The organism is Microvirga lotononidis, from assembly GCF_034627025.1.
Lineage (GTDB): Bacteria > Pseudomonadota > Alphaproteobacteria > Rhizobiales > Beijerinckiaceae > Microvirga > Microvirga lotononidis.
The window spans coordinates 2,819,152-2,839,676 of sequence record NZ_CP141048.1 but is presented as its reverse complement, the minus strand read 5'-3'; the positions used below and the strand labels follow the sequence as shown (position 1 = coordinate 2,839,676).

Sequence of the window (20,525 nt, the reverse complement as noted above, 5' to 3'; positions counted from 1 at the left end):
CCTTAGCCGTTCGGCAGGAAGTACTTCTTCACGTTGTACGCATCGCCCTCGAACAGGGTCGTCGTGCCGCGCAGGTTGCGGATCTGCTTCTTGGTCCGCTTGATCATCCCGTGGCGCTTGCCGGCCTGGGCGTAAACGACCTTGCCGGTGCCAGTGATCTTGAAGCGCTTTTTCGCGCCAGACTTCGTCTTCAGCTTGGGCATTTGGCTCTCCTTTGGACAGGCGTCCGGAGCGGCAAGCCGCACCTTGGCCTTTTCATTGCTGCATTGAGCAAAACGAACCGCCACGGCAGCCCTAACAGCCGGGCGGTTCAATGAAGGGCGGCTTATGACAGAAGGACGCTCAAAAAGCAATGGCCGCCGGAACCCCGACGGCCATGAATTTCGCTGAGGCAAAGAGCTCTCTTACCGCGGCGCCAGGACCATCACGACCTGACGGCCTTCGAAGTTCGGCTCCATCTCGACCTTGGCGAGATCGCCCACGTCGGCCTTGACCCGGTCCAGAACCTTCAGGCCGAGCGACTGGTGCGCCATTTCGCGGCCACGGAAGCGCAGGGTGATCTTCACCTTGTTGCCTTCCTCGAAGAAGCCTTTCATGGCCTTCATCTTGACCTCGTAATCGTGGTCGTCGATGCCGGGACGCAGCTTGATTTCCTTGACCTCGACCGTCTTCTGCTTCTTGCGCGCCTCGGCGGCCTTCTTCTGCTCGAGGAAGCGGAATTTGCCGTAGTCGAGGATCTTGCAGACGGGAGGAGTGGCGTTCGGCGAGATCTCCACGAGATCAAGGCCTGCCTCTTCGGCAACCTTGAGGGCATCGAAGAAGGGTACGACACCCCGGTTCTGCCCTGCATCGTCGATCAGCTGCACTTCGCGAACACCGCGAATGTCTCGGTTGGCGCGCGGTCCGTCCTTCTGCGGCACCGGCATGGCTCTCATTGGTCTGCGAATGGCTCGTATCTCCTGTTGAGGGCTAGGCTGCGAACCGGGGACCCCGGAGGAATCCCTGCTGGTAGGCTCAGCCTTGCCACGAATGAATCGACATTTCGCGCAAATCCGCGGGAAGTCAACTTGTTCTATGGGTAAAACGGCCCGCCAGGAGGGCTGAATATACATCAAGGGTGCTCGAAACCATGCGCTCGAGCGAGAAATGCCGTTCCACATGGGTCCGGGCCCTCGTCCCGAGAGCGATCCTGGCGCTGGCTCCCAGGCCCAGCGCTGCCCCGACCGCCTCGGCCAGGGCATCGGCATCTCCGGCCGGGATCCGCCATCCGGTCCGCTCGTGCGGCGGCACGGCGGGCGGGGACAGGACCGTCTCCGGCACGGCCCCTAGATCGGACACGACCACGGGGGTGCCCATGGCCTGCGCCTCCACGGCGGAGCGGCCGAAGGCCTCCGGCTCCGTCGAGGGCACTGTGACGACCGAAGCCGCCAGGAACGCCGCCGGCATGTCGGTGCAGTGGCCCACCCGGCGCACGACGCCCTTGAGCTTGCGTGCCGCGATCAGGCCGTCGAGATCCTTCACATAGGCCTCCCTCCCCTGGGGATCGCCCGCGAGGATATAGGCCACATCGTTGAGGCCGGCGTCGCGCAGCTTGGCCGCTGCTTCGATCAGCACCTTCTGGCCCTTCCAGCCCGTGAGCCGAGCCGCCAGCAGGACCACGCGCTCATGGGGAGCGACCTCCCAGGCCTTCCGCAAGGCCTCGATTCGCTCGGGCGCCACCGCATGGGGTGAGAACGCGGAAAAGTCGGTGCCCCGGTGGATGACCCGGATCCGGTCCCCGGCCTGGGGATAGACCGAGCGGATCAGCTCGCCCGTATAGTGCGAATTGGCGATGACCGCATCGCCCCGCGCCATCACGGAATTGTACAGGACCTTGACCGACGAACGGCCGGAATAGCTGCCGTGATAGGTGGTGACGAAGGGGATGTTCAGGGAGCGCGCGGCCCCGAGGCCGACCCAGGCGGGCGCCCGAGAGCGCGCATGGACGAGGGAAACCCGTTCCTGATGGCAGATCCGGGCGAGCTTTCGCACGTTGACGAGCATGGAGAACGGATTCTTCGTGGCCGCCGGGAACGGGATCCACACGCCGCCCTTGGTCTGAAGCTCGCCGACGAGCCGGCCACCCTCCGTGGCCACGAGGGCCCGGGCCCCGGCATGGACAAGGCCCTCGGCGATATCCACCGTGGTGCGCTCGGCCCCTCCGGCTTCGAGCTCGGGCACGATCTGCAGGATGGTCCGACCCTCCAGCGGATGCATATGAGAGGACGGAAATGCCATCCCTCCGCCGGGTCGCGTTGAAAAACTCACGGATGTAAGAGCCTTCTCAAAAGAATCGTCTAGAAACGGTTGCTTCAAAGCAGTTGAGGATGAGTTAACCATGCCGCAAAGCGTCACGGTAGGCCAGGATGCCCGCTCCGTCGCGGTTTTATTCCGAGAGGGCAAGGGCCCGCCCGTCGTCTGGCTCGGGGGATTCAAGTCCGACATGCGCGCCACCAAGGCAACCGCCCTCGACGACTGGGCGAAGGAGACCGGCCGCGCCTTCCTGCGGTTCGATTACAGCGGCCACGGCGAATCAGGGGGAGCCTTCGAGGACGGCACCATCTCCCGCTGGCTCGAGGACGCGCTGTCCGTCATCGAGCTTTTCGTGACCGAACGCCCCATCCTCGTCGGATCGTCCATGGGGGGCTGGATCAGCCTGCTCGCCGCCCGCCGGCTCCTGGAGACGCGGCCAGAGATCGCTCCCGCCGGTATGGTCCTCATTGCCCCTGCCGTCGACATGACGGAGCGGCTCATGTGGGACCGTTTCCCGGAGGCGCTTCGGAAGAGCGTGCAGGAGACGGGAGTCTACCACCGTCCCTCCGCCTATTCGGACGATCCCTACCCGATCACCTGGAAGCTGATCGAGGACGGACGCCGGCACCTCCTCCTCGACCGGCCGATCCAGACCGGCTGCCCGGTTCACATCCTCCAAGGCATGGTGGATCCTGACGTGCCGTGGGAGCATGCCCTGCGCCTCGTCGAGCACCTGCCGGGAGACAGCGTATCGCTCACGCTGATCAAGGACGGCGACCACCGGCTCTCGCGTCCGGACGACATCGAGCGCCTGGTGAGGGCCGTCGCAGGGATGCCTTGAGCGGCGGAAGAGGAAGGGCTGCACGAGAAAGCCGAGGCGAAAAGCGAACAACCTTTGGTCCGGCCTTTCACTCCATGAGAAGCATATCGTTCGAGCGAAGCCTGAGGGCTCCGCGGAGCTAGAGCCGTTTCCACTCACGTAGAATCATCTCTCCTCTTGGCTTGGACGCATCTTTTTGACGGTGCCCTGCCCCAGCCTCACCGAAGGAGGCCTTAGATCTCCACGCGATCGAGGAGCGGGAGCCCAAAGAGCTGGAGATGGATCCTCCCGCGTCCGACCCGGACGATCCGGATCGGAGCCCCCTTCTCCTCCAGGCGACGTCGGAGCAGAAGCAGTCGCGTGTCGAGATTGTCCTTGATCTGGGGCAACCGCATCGTGGCGGAAAGCCGAAGCTCGCGGTTTGTGAACTCGATCCTTCCCTCGCGCTGATGAGCGTCGAGCATGAACATCAGCAACCGGCCCGCGACACCCTTGATGAGGTATTCGTTGTCGATGAAGATGCTGTCGTCCAGCGTGTGATACGACACGCGAAAGCCTCGCCCCACGGGGGCATCGGACGATGTGCGGTCTTCGGCAACCTGCTCCCGTGCCGCCAGGGCGTCCGCCAGAGCCAGGGAAGCTCCAGCCTGACATGCGATGATCGTCATGACGGCCTTGTCGTCCGCGCCGAAGGCGAGACGCTCCCGGCTTTCGGCGAGCAGAACGCCGGTGACCTTCCCCTGCACGATGATCGGAACGCCTATTCGGCTCATGATGTCCGGCAGGCTCGGCCATGACATCACCCCGCTCAGGTCTCCATCGTCCGATTCCGGGCGGGCCGTGTCGGCAGGCCGCATTCCATCGGTCATATCGGCGGCATCGACGGGACGCCCGTCGGGCGCGACCGCGCCGATCGGCCCGTCATCGAGGCGCATCTCCGGCCCGGCGCCCGCCCGCTCGTATCCGCGACTGCCACGCGGGATCAGAACCCCGCGCGACGCATCCAGGAGAAACAGCAGGAGATTCGTGTATCCGAACCGTTCGCTGAGGCCGTCGAGAACGGTCGCCACGATCTGACCCGCATCATTCTTCCGGGAGATCGCATCCGCAAGGGTGGCGGCATCCAACAATGGGGAGGGCTTCGGCATGGCAGGCGGCGGCGTCAGATCGGAGAAAGCCGGAAGCTTGTGCATCGGGCTTGAAAAGGGGATCCGCCTTCGGGATCCATCCAAGGCCACAATTTGGGAAAAGCGGTCCGCCGGGTGAGGACCCGCAGGATTGCCCTGCGTTCCTCATTCCTCCCTGGGCCGCATTTCCGAGCGGCGAGCCGGATCCTCTTGTCCGAGAGAAGCTCCAGGGCATCGTGCGGAAAAGCGCCCCCGGTTTTCGCTGCAGCGGCCCTCTGGATCTGCGCTGAACCACGCTCGAGCCGAGAAGAAAAACGTCGGACCCAAAAGCGGGTCCACTTTTGGGTCCGATGACGCAAGGGAACGGTGAAAGCCCCCGAAAGGGCGAACAGCTTCCGGAGGCGATCCGAACCACAAACGGTCGGGCGATACGATGCGCCGCGTCGATCATGTTGACGATGGGCCGTCACTCTGACGCCTATGATCGCGCGCAAGGGTCAGGTCAGAGGTCGGGTTTCGCCAGTATGGGGAATGGCCCGGGTCGCCTTGTTCAGCCAGAAGGCGGCCTGCTCGTGCCGCCAGTCCAATCGCAGGACGCTCCTGAAATCGTCGATGGCCTGATCATATTGGCCGACACTCAGGAAAATGCGTCCGCGGATCAGATGGAACCGAACGGTATGGGGCGAGGCATTCTTAAGTTTCCGCAAGGATAGCCTCAAGCCCCAACGTGTGATGTGGGCGGACAATGGCATTCTTGGCAGTTCAATGCAGTCCCGATCTTTAGGCATCGTTTCTTCCCAAGAGTACTGACCGATCCCAGCCACCTCAGTTCGTCGGAGCCGAACGCCCCTCCTCGCTGTGAGAAAAAAATGGCACCGCTCTTCCTCTGCGGAAATCGGAAAAGCGCACGACCTGTCGAAATTGCGCAGCAAACGTTTTGGCCCATTCGATTTGATGCTCGACCAGTCCACGCCGAAACAATGAAAACGAAACTTAGTTTCATGAACCGCGCGAATATTGCGACTCTATTTCAGATAACGTCTCTAGGGCGCTCACTGCTAAGGACCCGATCAAGCCATCACATTCCGATTTCCAGAAAAAGCTGTAGCAGTAGAGCAATGGAAGGGACTGATCACGGTGAGCCGGGGCGCTCTGCTGTTGGCTCTCGGCCCGTGGACTTCAGCGATGGATCGCTTTCGACAGGGTCTGCCTTGGGGTTTCGCCGAACGTGCGCTTGTAGAGAGCCCCGAACTCGCCCAGATGACCGAAGCCGCAGGCGAGCGCAATCTCCGTCACGGTGTCGATAGCCGGGTCCGCCGCGAGCAGCGCCCTGTTCGCGTGCTGCAGGCGAACAGACCGCAGGAAGGCCATCGGCGTCATGCCGCGGAAGCTCTGGAACCCATTCTGCAGGCTCCGGGCGCTCACGCCCGCATAATTGGCGACGTCGGCCAGCGACAAGGACTCGGTATAATTTGCTTCGATATAGGCTTCGGCGCGCTTCACGTAAAAGGGAGCAGCCGCAACTTGTGGGCGCAGAAGCGCATCGGAGTACGTATGGCGTTGGGACAGGAGCAATCCGGTGAGCAGGGATTGCTCGAACTGACGCCAGGCTATGGGCGAGTGCCTGATGAGAGCATCCGGATCGGACAACTCTCTCTCCACATATTCCAGGAGCCTCAGCCAGCTATGCCCGGTCGCGGATTCCAAATCGACACCGATGTCGAAGTCGAGAAAACCGGAGGGCTCATAGCCAAGGAGCTTGGCGCAGCAATCCGCGACCTTCTGTCGGCTCGTGATGAGCACACGATGCTCCGCATCCTTCGGGATTGTGAGAAGCCGCTGCGGCCCGGACGAGAAGATCACGCCCTGCCGCTGAGAGATCGTGAAGGCTTCCCGATTGATCTGAAGCTGGCTGGCCTCGCTCGGGCTGACCACGAAAGCCATCCGATCGTCCGCCTCCTCCGGCGACTGGTCTATCTCGACGTCGCTTTCGACATGAAGCCGGAAGATGCCAAGGTCGAAGTGGCCCCGATATCCGAACATGCCACCCGCCGGCCTTTCGCGCGATGTCGGGGCAAGGCGCTGGGGCGACACGAAGGTATTGAGCGCATTCTCCAACTCTTCGAGCTTGGTCGAACGCCAAGTCTGATCGATGATGAATTCGGTGCGAGGCGCCGCTTCGGCGTCCTGATCCAGCGTATCGTCCATGACCGTCTTCAGAGGAGAACTGGTTTTTCGTTATTCTCTTCGTGAAATATGAGAGAATCCGGCAGCAAAAACCTTGCGTATAATAAAAATCGGCTAAGTTTCTATTAAAAAATAACTAATCTCTTTCATGAAACGTCCGTTCTGCCGGTGATCCGCCACGATCGACTGTTTCCCAGTCCGTCACGAACGCCCCTCGGCGGCTTCACTCTGCGAGGATCCGGCCGACTTTTTTGTCTCTTCATCCATTTCCGATGCCCGGCTGTCTGAGACGAGGCCTCCAAGTCCGCATCCTTGCGCAGATCGGAAGAAACTCCGGCAGGTGTCCTGCCGGAGTGGATGACAAAACCGATCTTTCTCGTCAGATGACCCAGATATCCGTGACCTTGAGCCCTTTGACCTTCACGATCTCCACCGCGGTGCCTTTTCCGGAACCGTCGGCATCGTAGTAAAGCACGCCACCCTTGTAGACCAGGTAGTCGTTCTTGTCCTTTGCCTTGTTGGTCCTGAACATCGATGCATCGAGTTTGACGGGCGCATCGAACGTACCGGCCGTTCCGAGCTTCTTGAACACGGCGTTGTCGAGGAAGATCTTGTCCTGAGCGGACTTGAAGTCATAGATCTGGTCGAAGTTCGTCGCCTTGTTCGTCTTCTTGTTGAAGACGAAGGTGTCGTTCCCCGCGCCGCCATAGAGCTTGTCGTTACCCTCCTCGCCGTACAGGACGTCATCGTCGGCATCGCCCTTGAGAAGGTCGTTGCCTTTGCCGCCGTAGAGGACATCGTTGCCGAGGCCGCCGTACATCTTGTCGTTGCCGGCATCGCCCTTCAGGAAATCCTTGCCGGCATCGCCCTTCAGCGTGTCGTTGCCATTGCCGCCGTACAGGCTGTCGAGACCATCGCCGCCCACGAGGGAGTCGTCGCCGTTCTCGCCATAGAGCTGGTCGTCGCCAGCCAACCCCTTGATGATGTCCTTGGCGGTGCCGGTGCCCCCCTTGAGGATATCGTCCAAGGCAGAGCCATTCAGCTTGTCGGGCTTCTTGGTGCCGCGCTTGTTCAGGGTGACCTGATCGCCGACATTGATGGTGAAGACCTGATCCTGCACACCGCCATGACCGTCGTCGACGCGCACCTTGATCTGGTGGGACTTGGCTTCCTCATAATTGACGCCAGGTCCCGCCAGCACGAGCTTGTTGCCCGAGATGGCAAACCGACCGCCCGCATTCTCGAGGAGCGAGAAGGTGAGCGTCTGCCCATCCGGATCGGTTGCGGAGAGCACGCCGATCTCCGTCGAGCCGGGAGCGGCATATTCCAGGACGAAGTTGTTGCTCAGAGACAGACCCGCCGGGGCATGGTTGGGCTGGTTGGCCGGCGGCGTCGAGGTGACCTTCACGTCCGTGTTCGTCACCGGAGTGGTCGGATGGGCGACATCGGTCACTTTGATGGTGAACGTCGTGGTGACAGGCGCACCGCCGGCCGCCCGATCCGCGGGATCGAAGCGCAGGGCATGAAGAATATCGTTGACCTGCTGGGCAGTCAGATTGTTGCCGAAATCATACCGCTTGACCGTTCCCTGTCCTGGATTCGGAATAAACACGGAAGCGCCATCGGCGGCAATGAGGTTGCCGTCGGCTGCGTTGAACTCGATCGCCAACGAAAGCGTGTCGCTTTCCGCATCGGCGACGATCAGGTTGTCGAAGGCATCGACAGGTCCCTGGTTCGTCGCCGTAAACTCGACCTGACCATTGCCTCCCACCGCGATGGTGGGCAATGAATTGCCGGAATCGGTGTCGTCGTTCATGATCGTGCCCGTGGCAGTGGCACGGGTGATCGTCACGCCGGTCGTGGGGTTCGACAACGAGATCCGGAACGTTTCATTCTGCTCGAAGTCCGTATCGCCCGCCACCTGGATCACGACCTGCTGTGTGACCTGCCCAGCAGCAAAGTGAAGACTTCCATTAGCCGGATGGCCGGGATCGAAAACGAAATCCGTACCGTTTGTCGTGACATGACTGAGAGCCCAATCGACGTCCACCGCCACAGACGGGTCCCCCGACCGCGTCACGGTGAACGTGATCAGAGTCACGCCATTATTACCCTCATGGACCAACTGATCCTCGATGGCGAGGGAAGGCAGCGCCGTCGCCGTCACGGTGAAGTTCGTTCCGGTCACGGCCGTGTGCTGGCCGGCTCCGGTGTGCTGGTCGACCACCGAGTACGCGAACGTCTTCGTGCCCGCCGCCGTCGGCGTGAAGGTCACGGCGTCCAGGAATGTCGTCACCGCGCCGGCTTTGCCGGTGAACGTGAGCGTGCCGGTGCCCGCGTTGTTCACCACCGTCACGCCGCCGCCGCTCGTCAGCCCGCCCCAGGTGCCGCCGCCGGCCGCGAACGTCACCGTCAGGGTGATGTCGTCGTTCTCCTCGTCCGTCAGCACCATGTCCTTGAACGGATTGATCGCCGAACCGACCGTCGCCGCCTGGTCACCCTGGCCCGTGCTGATCACCGCGTTGTCGTTGATGTCCGCCGCCACCGCGATCGCATTGCTCGTCGCCGACCACGTGCCCGCGCCCTGCGGTTTCACCTGCACGGTGAAGGTGGTGGTCTGCCCCGCGCCGGTATAGCTGTCCGCCGGGTTGAACTGCAGCCCCGCCAGCCAGGTGTTGACCTGGGTCAGGGTGCCCGTGAAGCTGTAGATCTTGGTGGTCGCGTCGCCCCCGGCCGTCTGGCCCTGGAACGCGCCGTTGCCCGCCGGGAACGACACCTCCACCGTCAGCTGGTCGGTGGTGTTGCCGTAGCTCACCGACAGGTTGCCGTTGAACGGCGTCGCATAGACCGTGCCCGTCGATTCCGCATTCACCGTCGCCGCCGTCGCCGTGATCGTCGGCAGCGCCACGTCGTCTACCGGGTTATTAGTAACGAAGACCTTCATAGCCTTTGTGAAGGTCTGGTTTCCGGCATCCGTCGTCTTGACACCCACGATGTAGTAACGCGTCGTACCGCCATCATCCGACCTGAGTTTGCTGCCCGGCTGGCCATAACTGTCCCAGTCCAGCTGATTGCTCGCGCTCAGGACATAGACACCGTCAGCGTTCTGCGCGATTGAGAACAACTCATTCGCGTTGTTGGCGACCGTGTTGTCCAGTTGGAAGGTATTGCTGTAGCCTTGGTTTCCGCCCTCGTCCTGATCAACGCCGAACATGCCGGCGAGAGCGCCGGCCTGACCTTCCTGAATCGTCATTGATGCCGGCTGATCATAGCCGTCACTTGGCACAACCGTGAGAATGTCCGTCGACGGTTCGGCCACGTCCGTGAGATTGATCGTGAACTGACCGAGATCGATGACTGCTCCGGAGCCGTTCACACCCTCGATCTGAATACTGTGAAAGGGAAACTGACCATCGTAGTCAAACATGGCTGGGCCGCCTGAGGCGACATAGATCTTGATTTGACCATTCTCAATTGCGAACCGGTAACGGCCACCCTGATTCTGATCGACACCGCCGACCTTCTTCCAACGGTAGGTCAGCGTAGAGTCATAGGTCGTGACGGTACCGATAAGAACATCGGTTTGCTGGTTCTCGGGGAAGATAACGATTTTGTTGTTCGTGGGACTGTTATTGGTGCCGCCAGGCCCCGCGTTCCAATTCAGAATTGCCATTGTTCTTCTCCCGAGTCCAAGGATGAGTTTAAAAAGATGGGTTTTTTGTAACGTAATCTCGTAACGAAGGTCAAGCGCTGGACAACTGTTGACGGGAACCGGGCAACTGCTCCGCAGAACACGCTCGCTCCGTAAAAGACGAGCCGTCCGATACCGGGGCGAACTCACGGCAGTACGCCCCGGCGATGCCTATGGGATGATCAGGAAGTGATCCTTGGTCAGATTTAGTTGGGGAGACAGCTGAGCGATTTGGATCGCCGGTCGGAACAGGCTTCCATCAGGATCGTACCAGAGTGCTCCGGTAATCTTGTTGTAGATGATCCGGTCGAACCTGTCGGCGGCCTTGGAGCCAATGGCGAACTCCGACACATCCAAGGCACCTCCTATCGCACTGGCTGTCAAGCCAGCAAAGACGCCCTTCGACAACCAGATCATATCCGAGGAGGGGCCGGTGACGGTGAAGTCCCTGATCGTGTCCTTGTTGGTCTGCGTGTTCGGATTCGTGTCGAAGACGAACACGTCGTGGCCAGCACCACCTTGCAAGATGTCGTTGCCGTTTCCGCCATAGAGCGTGTCATCCCCCAGGCCACCGGCGAGGTTGTCATTCTCGTTTCCGGCGATGATCAGATCATTGCCGCCTGATCCAGCTGTGATCTCGAGAATCTGATTCACCACAGCAATCGTGAATGTCGCCGCCTCCGACAGCACAGTTCCGTCACTTGCCTTGATGCTAATGTCGAAAGTGTTGGGACTCTGCTCAAAATCGAGAAGCTGAACTCCCTGCTTAAGTGCGACCTTAAATCCGCTTGCTACATCTCCTACGATTTCGAACAAGCCGCTTGGATCGGTGAGTTCGAAACCCACCGCTCCGGGTGAAGACAGATCACCGATCAGCGTTCCTCCGTCGGACATTTCATCGATAAAGATATTGGATAGTGTTGGCGCCAACGGCGTGCCGGTGCCTGCTGGCGACACCGTCACGGTCTGCACCTCAGATACCGCCTGAAGCTCGGGATGAGCTGCGTCGTAAGCCACGATTCTGAACGTGTGGGTCGTGTTCGCATCCGTGTCGACGAGCGCACGGGTCAAACGCACTTGTCCGGAGACCTCATCGATCTCGAACAGACCGTCCGCGCTCGTCAGGCTCAGGTTACCATTCACCAGGAACTTGTAGTGATTGATCCGGAACTGATCGTTCAGCACGTCAGGATCGTTGGATCCGACGAGTACGAGACCCATGTCGTCCGAATCACCGACCCGGAGCGGCGTAAACGCCCCGAAGGTCACTTCCGTCGGCGCCTCGTTCACGTCCTGCAGGTTGAGCGTGATGTCCACATGGGCGGATTCAAGTCCGCTCGCCTGACCGTTACGGTCCTTCGTCCAAACGGTGACGGTCCAGCTGTGTTGAGCCAGCGCCTCGTAGTCGAGGCCTGCACGGAGGGCAATCCGGCCCGTCGCCTGGTCGATGTCGAACAGGCCGCTCTGATCGTCCATGAAGTAGACGAGATCGCCCGGGTTACCATCGTCATGGGCGACGATCTGCGCCACGAATCCGCCGCCCAGGACCGATTCGTCGAAGCCGATTGTCGTGACCGCCGGTCCGGCGCCATTGTTGACGCCGTCGACAACGGGCGCCTGGTTGCTGCCCGTGTCCGTGATCGCGATGTGGATTGTCGTCTCGGTGAAGGCCCCGCGGCTGTCCACAGCCCGGACCAGATATGGAAGATCGGGTATATCCGCATCGACGGAGGCATCGAGTACTTTGACAACACCACCGACGATCTGGAACCGGTTGTCCTGGCTCACCTGATGCAAGGCGTTATCATACCAGAAGCCCACCATCACGTCATCGCCGTCCTGGTCAATGACGCGCAGGGTACCCACCTCGGAGCCGACGACAGCCGTCTCGTCAATTGCCTTCGATACGGCATCGTCCGACCAGCCGGGAACGGCCGGCGCATGATTCACGTCCTCGGCTCCTCCATCGGCCGTGTTCACCGTAGCGGAGGTGATGACCGGATCATGATATTGATCCTGGACCGAGATCGTGAACACGTGCGGGCCGATCAGGCCGTCGATCGGATTGGCGGGATCGTAGTGAGCCGGGTTGTAGAGGAGAACCTGGAGGATGCCGTCCAGCGCATCCGCCGTCCCTGCGAAAGTGATCGTCACGATACCGCCCGAGGTCCGGACCTGCACGCTGGGATCATTTGCGTCGTAGCCGGTCAGCTCTCCCAGGGCACCGTTGAAGGAGATCTTGACGATCAGAGTATCGCCGTCCGTGTCCGTCAGATCGATGCCGCGGAACGGCGCAACGGCAGGTCCATCATCGGTGGCCGCCGTGACCTGCGTTCCAGGGAAGAACGTCACGCTCGGCTCGGCGTTCGGAACCGGATCAGTGCCATGGGTGGTGAACACGGTTACCTGCTTGGAAACCGGCTCGTGGGTCGCGTCCTGAACCGAGATCTCGAAGACCGTGTCCACGCTTGTCGGCGCATTCGCAGCCGAGTCGTCGGTCGGATTGAACGACAGGTTGTGCAACAGCTCGTCCAGACTGTCGGCATAACCGCTCACGGTGTAGGTCCGAATGCCGTTCACGAGCGACGATGTGACCTGCCACCCGTTGAAGCCGGAGAGCTCGCCGGCCGCATCGCTGACCCTGATGGTGAGGACGAGAACATCGTTGTCCACGTCCGAGATGTCGAACCCGCGGAACGGGTAGACGGCGGCGCCATTATCCGTGGCCCACGTGGTCTCAGAGCCCTGGGCGACATCGATGGACGGCGCAGCGTTCGCGGCCCCCGTGCCGCCAGGAGCTGTCACGACAGAGACCTGACCGAACGCTGGGGTATGCGTCGCGTCCTGGACCGTCATCGTGAATGCGGTCGTGATTGAATCCGTTCCCGTCAAGCCATCCGTTGGATCGAACGACAAGCCCTGCAGAATGGCATCCAGTTGGTCCGCCGTGCCCGTGAGAACATAGGTCCGGATCCCATTCGTCTGCGTCCATGCCGTGGGCAGATTGTCTCCCGCCAATGTCCCCGTTGCTGCTTCGAACGAGATCGTCAGAACAAGCACGTCGTTCTCATGATCCGAGATGTCGACGCCGCGGAAGGGATAGACGACAGGCCCGTCGCTGGTTGCATCGGTTGTTTCCGTCCCCGGGAAGATGTCGATGGAAGGCCACCCGTTTCCGGTATCGTCGCCGTTCTGCGTGTGCACGGTCACATGATCGATCACGGGCAGATGCGAGAGATCGCTCACACTGATCGTGAAGACAGTGTCAACCGCTCCGTTGTCGGCAGATCCATTCTCAGGATTGAAAGACAAGTAGTGCAGAACTTCTTTAAGGTAGCTCGCCTTGCCCCTGAAGGTGAAGGAGACAGTGCCGTCCGCATTCGGGACTCCGGTGACCGACCCGGTGCCCTGAAGCTGATCCGCCGCACCTCGGAAGGCGACCGTCAGGACCAGATCGTCGTCCTCGGCATCCGCCAGGTCCACGCCCCGGAACGGATGGACGGCCATACCGTCGTCCGTTGCATCGGTCGTTCTCGTATCCGGCGCGATGAACAGAACGGGGCGTCCGTTCGTGCTCGATTCCGTCACCACCGTCACCGCCTCCGGTGCGTTGGCGAGAGGATGGAGACCGTCGGTCAGAGCGAAGCTGAACGTCGTCGTGACGATCCCGCCGGCGGCCGAGTCATTGGATGCGTCGAATGTGACGCTGCCGAGGAAGGCTTCGAGGTCGCTCTGCCGGCCCTTGAAGGAATAGGCCACGAACTCTGCGTTAGGGTCGGAGACCCAGACATCCACCACACCAGGAACCGAGGTGACGTCCCCGAGGGTTCCATTCGCGGCACGGAATGTGACCGTCAAGACGATCACATCGTTCTCGCTGTCTCCGAGATCGAGGCCAATGAAGGGATTGACGGCGCCGGCACTGCCCTGACCGTTGTCCGAAACCACGAAGTGCTCGGCATTGTCGTCGATTGTCAGTGTCGGCGCCACGTTTGCCGGCGTATCTCGGACGAAGACGGTCAGCGTTTGAGAAGTTGCCTCTCCCTCCTCGTCGAATACGTTGACGGTGAAGTCCGTCGTCCGGTTCGGAGAGCCAACATACTGATCCTTCGGATTGAAGGTCAGCTGCCGAATAATCTGGTTCACCAGATTAATCGATCCCGTGACGATGAAGCTATAAGGATCGTTCTCCGGATCATAGATGTAATCGATTCCTGGCCGTCCCAAGGCGCTTGTAAGAGTGCCGTTGTTGCCGTCAAAGCTGATGACGACCGTAATGTTGCTGTCGGGTCCGGCATCATCCTGGAAGGACACGTTCTGGAACAGCTGGACCGTCGAGGTATCCGGAATGGGGCCCCAGTCGGTCGTACCGCCATCGTCCACGATGATGATCGGGGGAGCATTCCCTGACGCAATGGTGAACGTCACGGCCTGAACGATGGTGTTGGCATCGGGACCGGTACTGTCCGTGATCCTGACCCAGAGCGTCTTCGTACCGGCCGTCAGCGCCCCGTTCACGACGATGTTGCCGCCGGCGTCCACCCTGAAATCAGTTCCCGCATAGACCGTCGTGCCTGAGGCGTCGGTCACGAGTTGGTAGTGGAAGTCGCGGAACTCCGGACGTTCGTCCGGATCCTGAATTGCGATGCTCGCTGCGACCGTATCGGGCTGCGTCCCGACATTGATTCCGCCAACGGGCGTATAGGTCGCCGTCGGCGCCTCGTTCACGTCCGTCACGTAGATCCTCAGAATTTGTGGCTCGGAGGTCAGGTTATGATTGTCGATTGTCGTGACACTGATTTCATACCATCTGGTCTCCACACCGGTATCTGGATCGATCCATCGATGGAGACGCGGGTCGTTACTGTCGTAATCGAGCGGACCGGTAGCTATGACACGCCATGCGCCGTCGCTGTAGCCGAGCGTGAACAGACCTCCGGCGTCGTCGAACATATCAAAACCCTCGGCCGTGTCGCCGAGATCGGGATCAATGGCCGACAGAGTGCCGACAATCGCGCCGGGCTCGATGTCCTCCCGAACGGTGTTGTCCGTAATACTGGCAATAGGCGCAAGATTGCCAACATCGTTGATATCGATCCAGATCGTTGTCCTGGACGTTGCGCCATGCTGGTCCTTGACGATGATCACGTACTCGCGGCTCTCGCCGTTAGGAGCGACCTGGATCGGCGCGTTGGTCCGGATAATCTGATTATTCTCGATGCGGAACGCCCCGTCCGCGCTGGTATCCGATTGACCTGCCCCGACCTCGAAGAAGAACGTGATGGCGTCGTTCTCTGGATCCTCTGCCAGTAGCTCGGCAACATAGCTGCCCCCCGGGATCGTTTCGTCGATGATGCCGCCGTGCATCCCCCAGAGGTTGGGAGCCTCGTTCACATCGTCGACGTAGACCTTGATCTCTTTCCAACCCGATGTGTTGCCAGTATCGGATTCCTTGGCCCTGACCTTGACCAAGAAGAACTTGGCCTCGTTGGGCTGACCTGCGTTCTCAACCGCAAGCCCAGAGGTCTGCGACTCATAGTTAATAGATCCCTTGAAGTAGATCTTGCCTGAGCTTGGGTTTACGTAGAACAACATGCCATAGTCGTTTTCAATCTCGTACGTCAGAGCCCCCCCAATCCATCGTCATCGGAATAAGCTTGGGCAACCTCGACGCCAAAACCTTCAGTATACGCTTGGTCGTCGATCAAATGCAGAACTCCACTGTCACCGCCGACGACTATCGGATCCTCAGGCGGCGTATTTGTCACTTCACTGTCGACCTGGATCGCCACGGCCTGAACGATGGTGTTGGCATCGGGACCGGTACCGTCCGTGATCCTGACCCAGAGCGTCTTCGTGCCGGCCGTCAGCGCCCCGTTCACGACGATGTTGCCGCCGGCGTCCACCCTGAAATCAGTTCCCGCATAGACCGTCGTGCCTGAGGCGTCGGCCACGAGCTGGTAATGAAAGTCGCGGAAGGTCGGACGGGTATCCGGATCGCTGATCGTGACGGTTGCAACGACGGTATCGATCTGAGTGCCCACGGCGATTCCGCCGACTGGCGCATACGTCGCGGTCGGAGCCTCGTTCACGTCGTTCACATAGACCTTCACCGTCGTCGGAACACTGGTGAGGCTCGTATCATCCGTTGCCGTGACCTGGAGCAGGTAATAACGCTTTCCCGTCGCATCGGGTTCGTAAAGATAAGGATCCTCACGTTCGGATTCGTGATTGATCAAACCGCCGTTCCGGACAGTGATCATGCCGGAGAACTCATCGATCGCGAACCGCCCGCCGAGATCGTCAATCAGATTGTACCGGATCGTGGACCGACCGGCATCCGGATCTGTCGCGGACATGGTCGCGACAACCGGATTGTCCTGCACGTTCTCGTTGACCGAATTGACCGTACCGCCGACGATGATCGGCGCATTCGGTGCCTCCGGCCGATCCTCGACCTGGAAGCTGATCGTCAGAACCTGCGATGACAAGCGGCCGTCGGACACCTTAACTTGAAGCGTGTAGGACCGGCGCCCTTGAGCGTCAGGCGGCGAGAGATAAGGATCGTTGGTTGCCTCATAATCGATGAGGTGGGCCGCATCCACAATGATATCACCGGTCAATGCATTGATCTTGAAGCGCCCGCCCAGGGTGTCGAGCAACGAATAGGTCAAGGGCTGGTTGGCGAAGATATCAGGATCTGTCCCGGTGACCTTTGCAATGAGATCGCCCGGCGCCGGGTTTTCCAGGATGCTGGAAACCGGCGCTTGCGAGAAGGATATCGAAGGAGCTTCGTTGACATCGTCCAGATCGATCCGGACCGTCGTAATATCCGATGTCAGGTTGCCGTCGCTTGCCCTGACCTGAACCTCATACCAGCGCGTCGTGACTCCGTTCGAGTCGGTATGTTTCTGAAGAAAGGGGTCGCTGGCAGTATCCGCCTCGAAATTGAAGCTCTTATTCCCCACAGCGTAGATGTTGCCGCTCGCGTCGATCGTAAAACGTCCCCCGAGTGTGCTGACCAGAGAGTATGTTATCGTCTGAGCCGGGTTCGCGTAAATGTCGGGATCAGTCGACTTGACGGCCGCCACAATTCTGTTTGCGGTCAGGTTCTCCTCAAAATGCTGTGTGCTTCCCGGTTGCACTGAGGGCGCGAACGGCTTCTCATTCACATCATCCAGCTCAACCTGAACGGTTGTGATATTCGAGCTTAGATTACCAGCGCCGTTGTCCGTTGCTTTGACCTGGACATAATAGAAGCGTTTCGTGACACCATTGATCGTCTGGATATTGAGATAAGGATCGCTGACAGAATTCGCCTCGAAGTTAAAGCTTCCGCTTGCAAGAGCGATGATGTTTCCGCTCCCGTCGACTGTAAAACGCCCACCGAGACTATCCACGAGCGAGTAGGTCAAGGTCTGGGGCGGAGTTGCGTAGATATCCGGATCCGTCGACTTGACCGTGGCGACGATCGCATTGGTCGCCAGATTCTCGGAGAAATGAAGGAGACTTCCCGCCTGGACGACAGGGGCGGTCGGCTTTTCGTTAATGTCAGTCAGGTAGATGACGACCTTGAGCGGATCCGATGTCATCGTGTTCGTCGCGTCGTCCTTGGCCCGGACGTAGAGTTCATAATAGCGCACGCCACCGGGCGTGCCCTTCAGATAAGGATCTGCCGCCGAACTGGCTTCGTAATCGAGAAGGCCGCCCGACTTGACAGTGATCAACCCATCGCTCGACCTGATTGCAAACCGGCCGCCGAGATCGTCCACTAGCTCGTAAGTAAGAGTTTGGCGCTGAGCATAGGCGTTATCCGGATCCGTGGCGGTGACTTGCGCCACATAAGATCCTGTACCGTAGTTCTCAGAAATTGACCCGACTGAGCTCACTAAGGTGGGAACGTTCGGCTTTTCGTTGAGGTCTTCCAACTCAATTTTGATGCTTGAGACCCCGGACGACAAGACTGGGGAGCCATTGTCCGTTGCCTTGACCTGAAGCGTGTAGTAACGCTTGCCATTCGCATCCGGCGCAGACAAGTTGGGATCTACTGCTGCAAGCGCTTCGAAGTCGAAACGGTTGCCCGTACCACCGCGGGCCATGATCTCGCCCGTTTGCGCATTGATCGTAAAGCGTCCGTCCATATCATTCAGCAGCGAGTAGGTTGTAGTCTGACGCTGCGAGATGGCGTTATCGGGATCGAGCGATTGGACGGTCGCGACAGCATAGTCGCCCGCAAGGTTTTCCGTGAGTTTCAGCGGACCGGATGCAACGGAGGGATTGGTTGGAGCTTCGTTGATATCCCTCACGTTGATGGTGAAGGTCTGATCGGTATAGGTCGATCCAAAACCATCGCTCCCCGCCGTCGTCGCGCGAACAATGATCGTATAGGGCGTCGACACTTCATAATTGAGCTTGGTCCGGTCCGCAACGTAGACCCAGCCAGAGCTGTCGACCCCGATCGCCCCCGTGTGGCTGGAACCAATCAGACTCCAAACAACGTTCGTACCTTCATTCGACGTTGCGCGCAGGTTACCGATCGTCGTATTGTTTGGCGAATTCTCGTCAACGGACCCACCATTAAACCATTGAAGATTACTCGGCGCTTCCAGAACGTTCTTGACAGTGAAGTTGAACGTTGTGGATGTGGTTGCGGGCTCACCCCCCGTCCCTCCGATAGGATCAAAGGCTTCGATCTGAACGCTCACCCTCCAGTTCTGAGACGCCAGCGCCTCGTAGTTCAAATTGGTAGCGTAAAGCTGATTGCCATTCCTGACTTCGAAGGAGGCTGAGTTGGCGCTCCATGTAAGCTGACCTTTAGCACCGCTTGTCGCCAGATTGCCGATATACAAGGCAGATTGATCGTAAGCGACCTCGTTCGTGATCCGGTCGACAGCGGTCGATCCACTCAGAGAAATCGCCCCCAACGCGAGCGTGCCAAAATCTTCTGTAGACGAGTCAGACATCGAGCCGGTCATTGCCATGCGCCCAGTGCTCGTCCCAGGCTCAGCAGCCTCCGACATCACTGAACTCGCTTTGATCGGCTGCTGTGCGGGCTCAACCTTCCGCGCCTGCAGCGCCGCAGGAGCAGATTCTGCTATGAAGGGCGCCGGCGGCAGCTGAACTTGTGTCTTCATGGCGAGCGGCGCAAAAGCGGGATAATGGTCTGCCTTCTGCGAAGCCTCTCCGCTAGAGTGGATTGATGAGACAATTGACGAGAGGTTTGGGAATTCGGAGCGATAATCAAGGACTCTGCCGCTCCCGATTGGAACCTCAGCGGCAACGTCCGACGAGTCAGCTTCCGAGACGACATCGGACGATGCGCTCGCTCCTCTTGCGGCAACGAGCGCCTGCCCCACCCCTTCGGCCCGCTTGTCCCCTTGCTGCGTATCCTCCTCTTCGACGAGAACATCCAGCACGCCATCCACGAAGGTCTCGTCGATCACATCGCCGACATTGATGGCCTCGCCGGCGACTTGGTCGAAAACGGGCTTATTCATGGTGACGTCCCCTTCTGTCCGCTTGCAGACGCCTGAACCCTCAGGGAGATCAGGCGAATGTTACAATATTATTGACATCTAAGGACAATCCGGCCTGGCTGACAGCTCTCCGTTCGGGGAGGATAACGAGAGGGAATGCCGGGTTCGGAATTATTTTCCGAAGCTAAAGGATAATAGGGATCAACAGCAAAACTGCGTCATTCCGCTAAGCAATCCAAGATAACTTAATCAATAAAGCCAACATAAGCGCGTCATGAATCTTATTCAGGCAGTTTATCTGAATTTTAAACTGTATAATAAGCGCACATAGGCTGGTTTTATAAGTCTATACTACGATTATTATGCATCAAGACGAAAATTGTCGCCCACTCCCATGCGCAGCCACAAACTATTTTTGCGCAGATGCAAATTCGAAGACGTTAACTTTGTATTCATTTTTTGGGTCGAAACCGCCCAGCTGCAACCATAAGTCGGAACAAACTACCTTTGATAGTACCACCCTCAAGTCGTGCAAAAGTGCAAAGCTGTAGGCCACTTTCACCTGCCTATCAGCGCGTGCGATGATTGCATCCTGCGCAACGCAAGACCTCCAGCCCGAACCTGACGCAACCGCCGCCATCGATCGATATGCGCTTCCTTCGGTCCAAGGGAGGTTCCGAGACGGAGGTTGTGTCGTCCCATGACAGCATCTTCATTGATGTCGAGGCGACGAACAAACCCATGGCGGGAAGCCGACCGGCTCGAGAACTCGGTTGTGTGCCAGGAGGTGCGACGTCCCTCCAGGTCGCAAAACTCTCCACGACCCGACCTTGAGAACCGGAATTCGGATATTCCTGATGGGACGCGAGCCAAACCGTTCCTGGCAAATAACCGAGCACGATCCGTTCTCGGGAAGCACGACGCAATATTGC

The 20,525-nt window shown here is 59.5% G+C and carries 10 protein-coding genes; 1 reads left to right on the top strand and 9 read right to left on the bottom strand.

Annotation, left to right across the window (positions count from 1 at the left end):
- Window positions 1-2 precede the first annotated feature (2 nt).
- The 3 genes from rpmI to U0023_RS13420 form a co-directional block, all read right to left on the bottom strand.
- Window positions 3-203 (bottom strand): 50S ribosomal protein L35, encoded by a 201-nt coding sequence (gene rpmI / locus U0023_RS13430; RefSeq protein WP_009494553.1) that lies wholly within the window; start codon window positions 201-203, stop codon window positions 3-5.
- Between the two features lie 201 nt (window positions 204-404).
- A complete protein-coding gene (infC, locus tag U0023_RS13425; RefSeq protein WP_009494552.1) occupies window positions 405-926 on the bottom strand; it encodes a translation initiation factor IF-3 in 522 nt (173 codons plus the stop codon).
- Window positions 927-1,062: 136 nt separating this feature from the next.
- Window positions 1,063-2,277, bottom strand: a complete 1,215-nt coding sequence (locus tag U0023_RS13420) for a glycosyltransferase family 4 protein (RefSeq protein WP_009494551.1) — start codon at window positions 2,275-2,277, stop codon at window positions 1,063-1,065.
- A 100-nt stretch (window positions 2,278-2,377) separates the two neighbouring features.
- Here U0023_RS13420 and U0023_RS13415 point away from each other — a divergent pair, with 100 nt between their 5' ends.
- On the top strand, window positions 2,378-3,133 hold the full coding sequence (locus tag U0023_RS13415; RefSeq protein WP_009494550.1) for an alpha/beta hydrolase: 756 nt from the start codon (window positions 2,378-2,380) through the stop codon (window positions 3,131-3,133).
- Between the two features lie 212 nt (window positions 3,134-3,345).
- On the opposite strand, the gene U0023_RS13410 is transcribed toward U0023_RS13415, so the two are convergent.
- From U0023_RS13410 to U0023_RS13385, 6 genes are all read right to left on the bottom strand, one after another.
- Window positions 3,346-4,305: a GAF domain-containing protein gene (locus U0023_RS13410; protein WP_009494549.1), complete on the bottom strand. Its 960-nt coding sequence runs from the start codon at window positions 4,303-4,305 to the stop codon at window positions 3,346-3,348.
- Between the two features lie 431 nt (window positions 4,306-4,736).
- Window positions 4,737-4,946 carry a tetratricopeptide repeat protein gene (locus U0023_RS13405; protein ID WP_009494548.1) on the bottom strand — a complete coding sequence of 70 codons (210 nt, stop codon included), beginning with the start codon at window positions 4,944-4,946 and terminating at the stop codon, window positions 4,737-4,739.
- A gap of 472 nt (window positions 4,947-5,418) precedes the next feature.
- Window positions 5,419-6,447 (bottom strand): AraC family transcriptional regulator, encoded by a 1,029-nt coding sequence (locus tag U0023_RS13400; RefSeq protein WP_009494547.1) that lies wholly within the window; start codon window positions 6,445-6,447, stop codon window positions 5,419-5,421.
- A gap of 358 nt (window positions 6,448-6,805) precedes the next feature.
- Window positions 6,806-10,099, bottom strand: coding sequence for a Calx-beta domain-containing protein (locus tag U0023_RS13395; protein WP_009494545.1), 3,294 nt, complete (start codon window positions 10,097-10,099; stop codon window positions 6,806-6,808).
- A 189-nt stretch (window positions 10,100-10,288) separates the two neighbouring features.
- Window positions 10,289-15,712 (bottom strand): hypothetical protein, encoded by a 5,424-nt coding sequence (locus U0023_RS13390; protein ID WP_009494543.1) that lies wholly within the window; start codon window positions 15,710-15,712, stop codon window positions 10,289-10,291.
- 26 nt (window positions 15,713-15,738) lie between these two features.
- Complete coding sequence (locus U0023_RS13385) at window positions 15,739-19,614, bottom strand: cadherin repeat domain-containing protein (protein WP_009494541.1); 3,876 nt, start codon at window positions 19,612-19,614, stop codon at window positions 15,739-15,741.
- Between the last annotated feature and the right edge of the window lie 911 nt (window positions 19,615-20,525).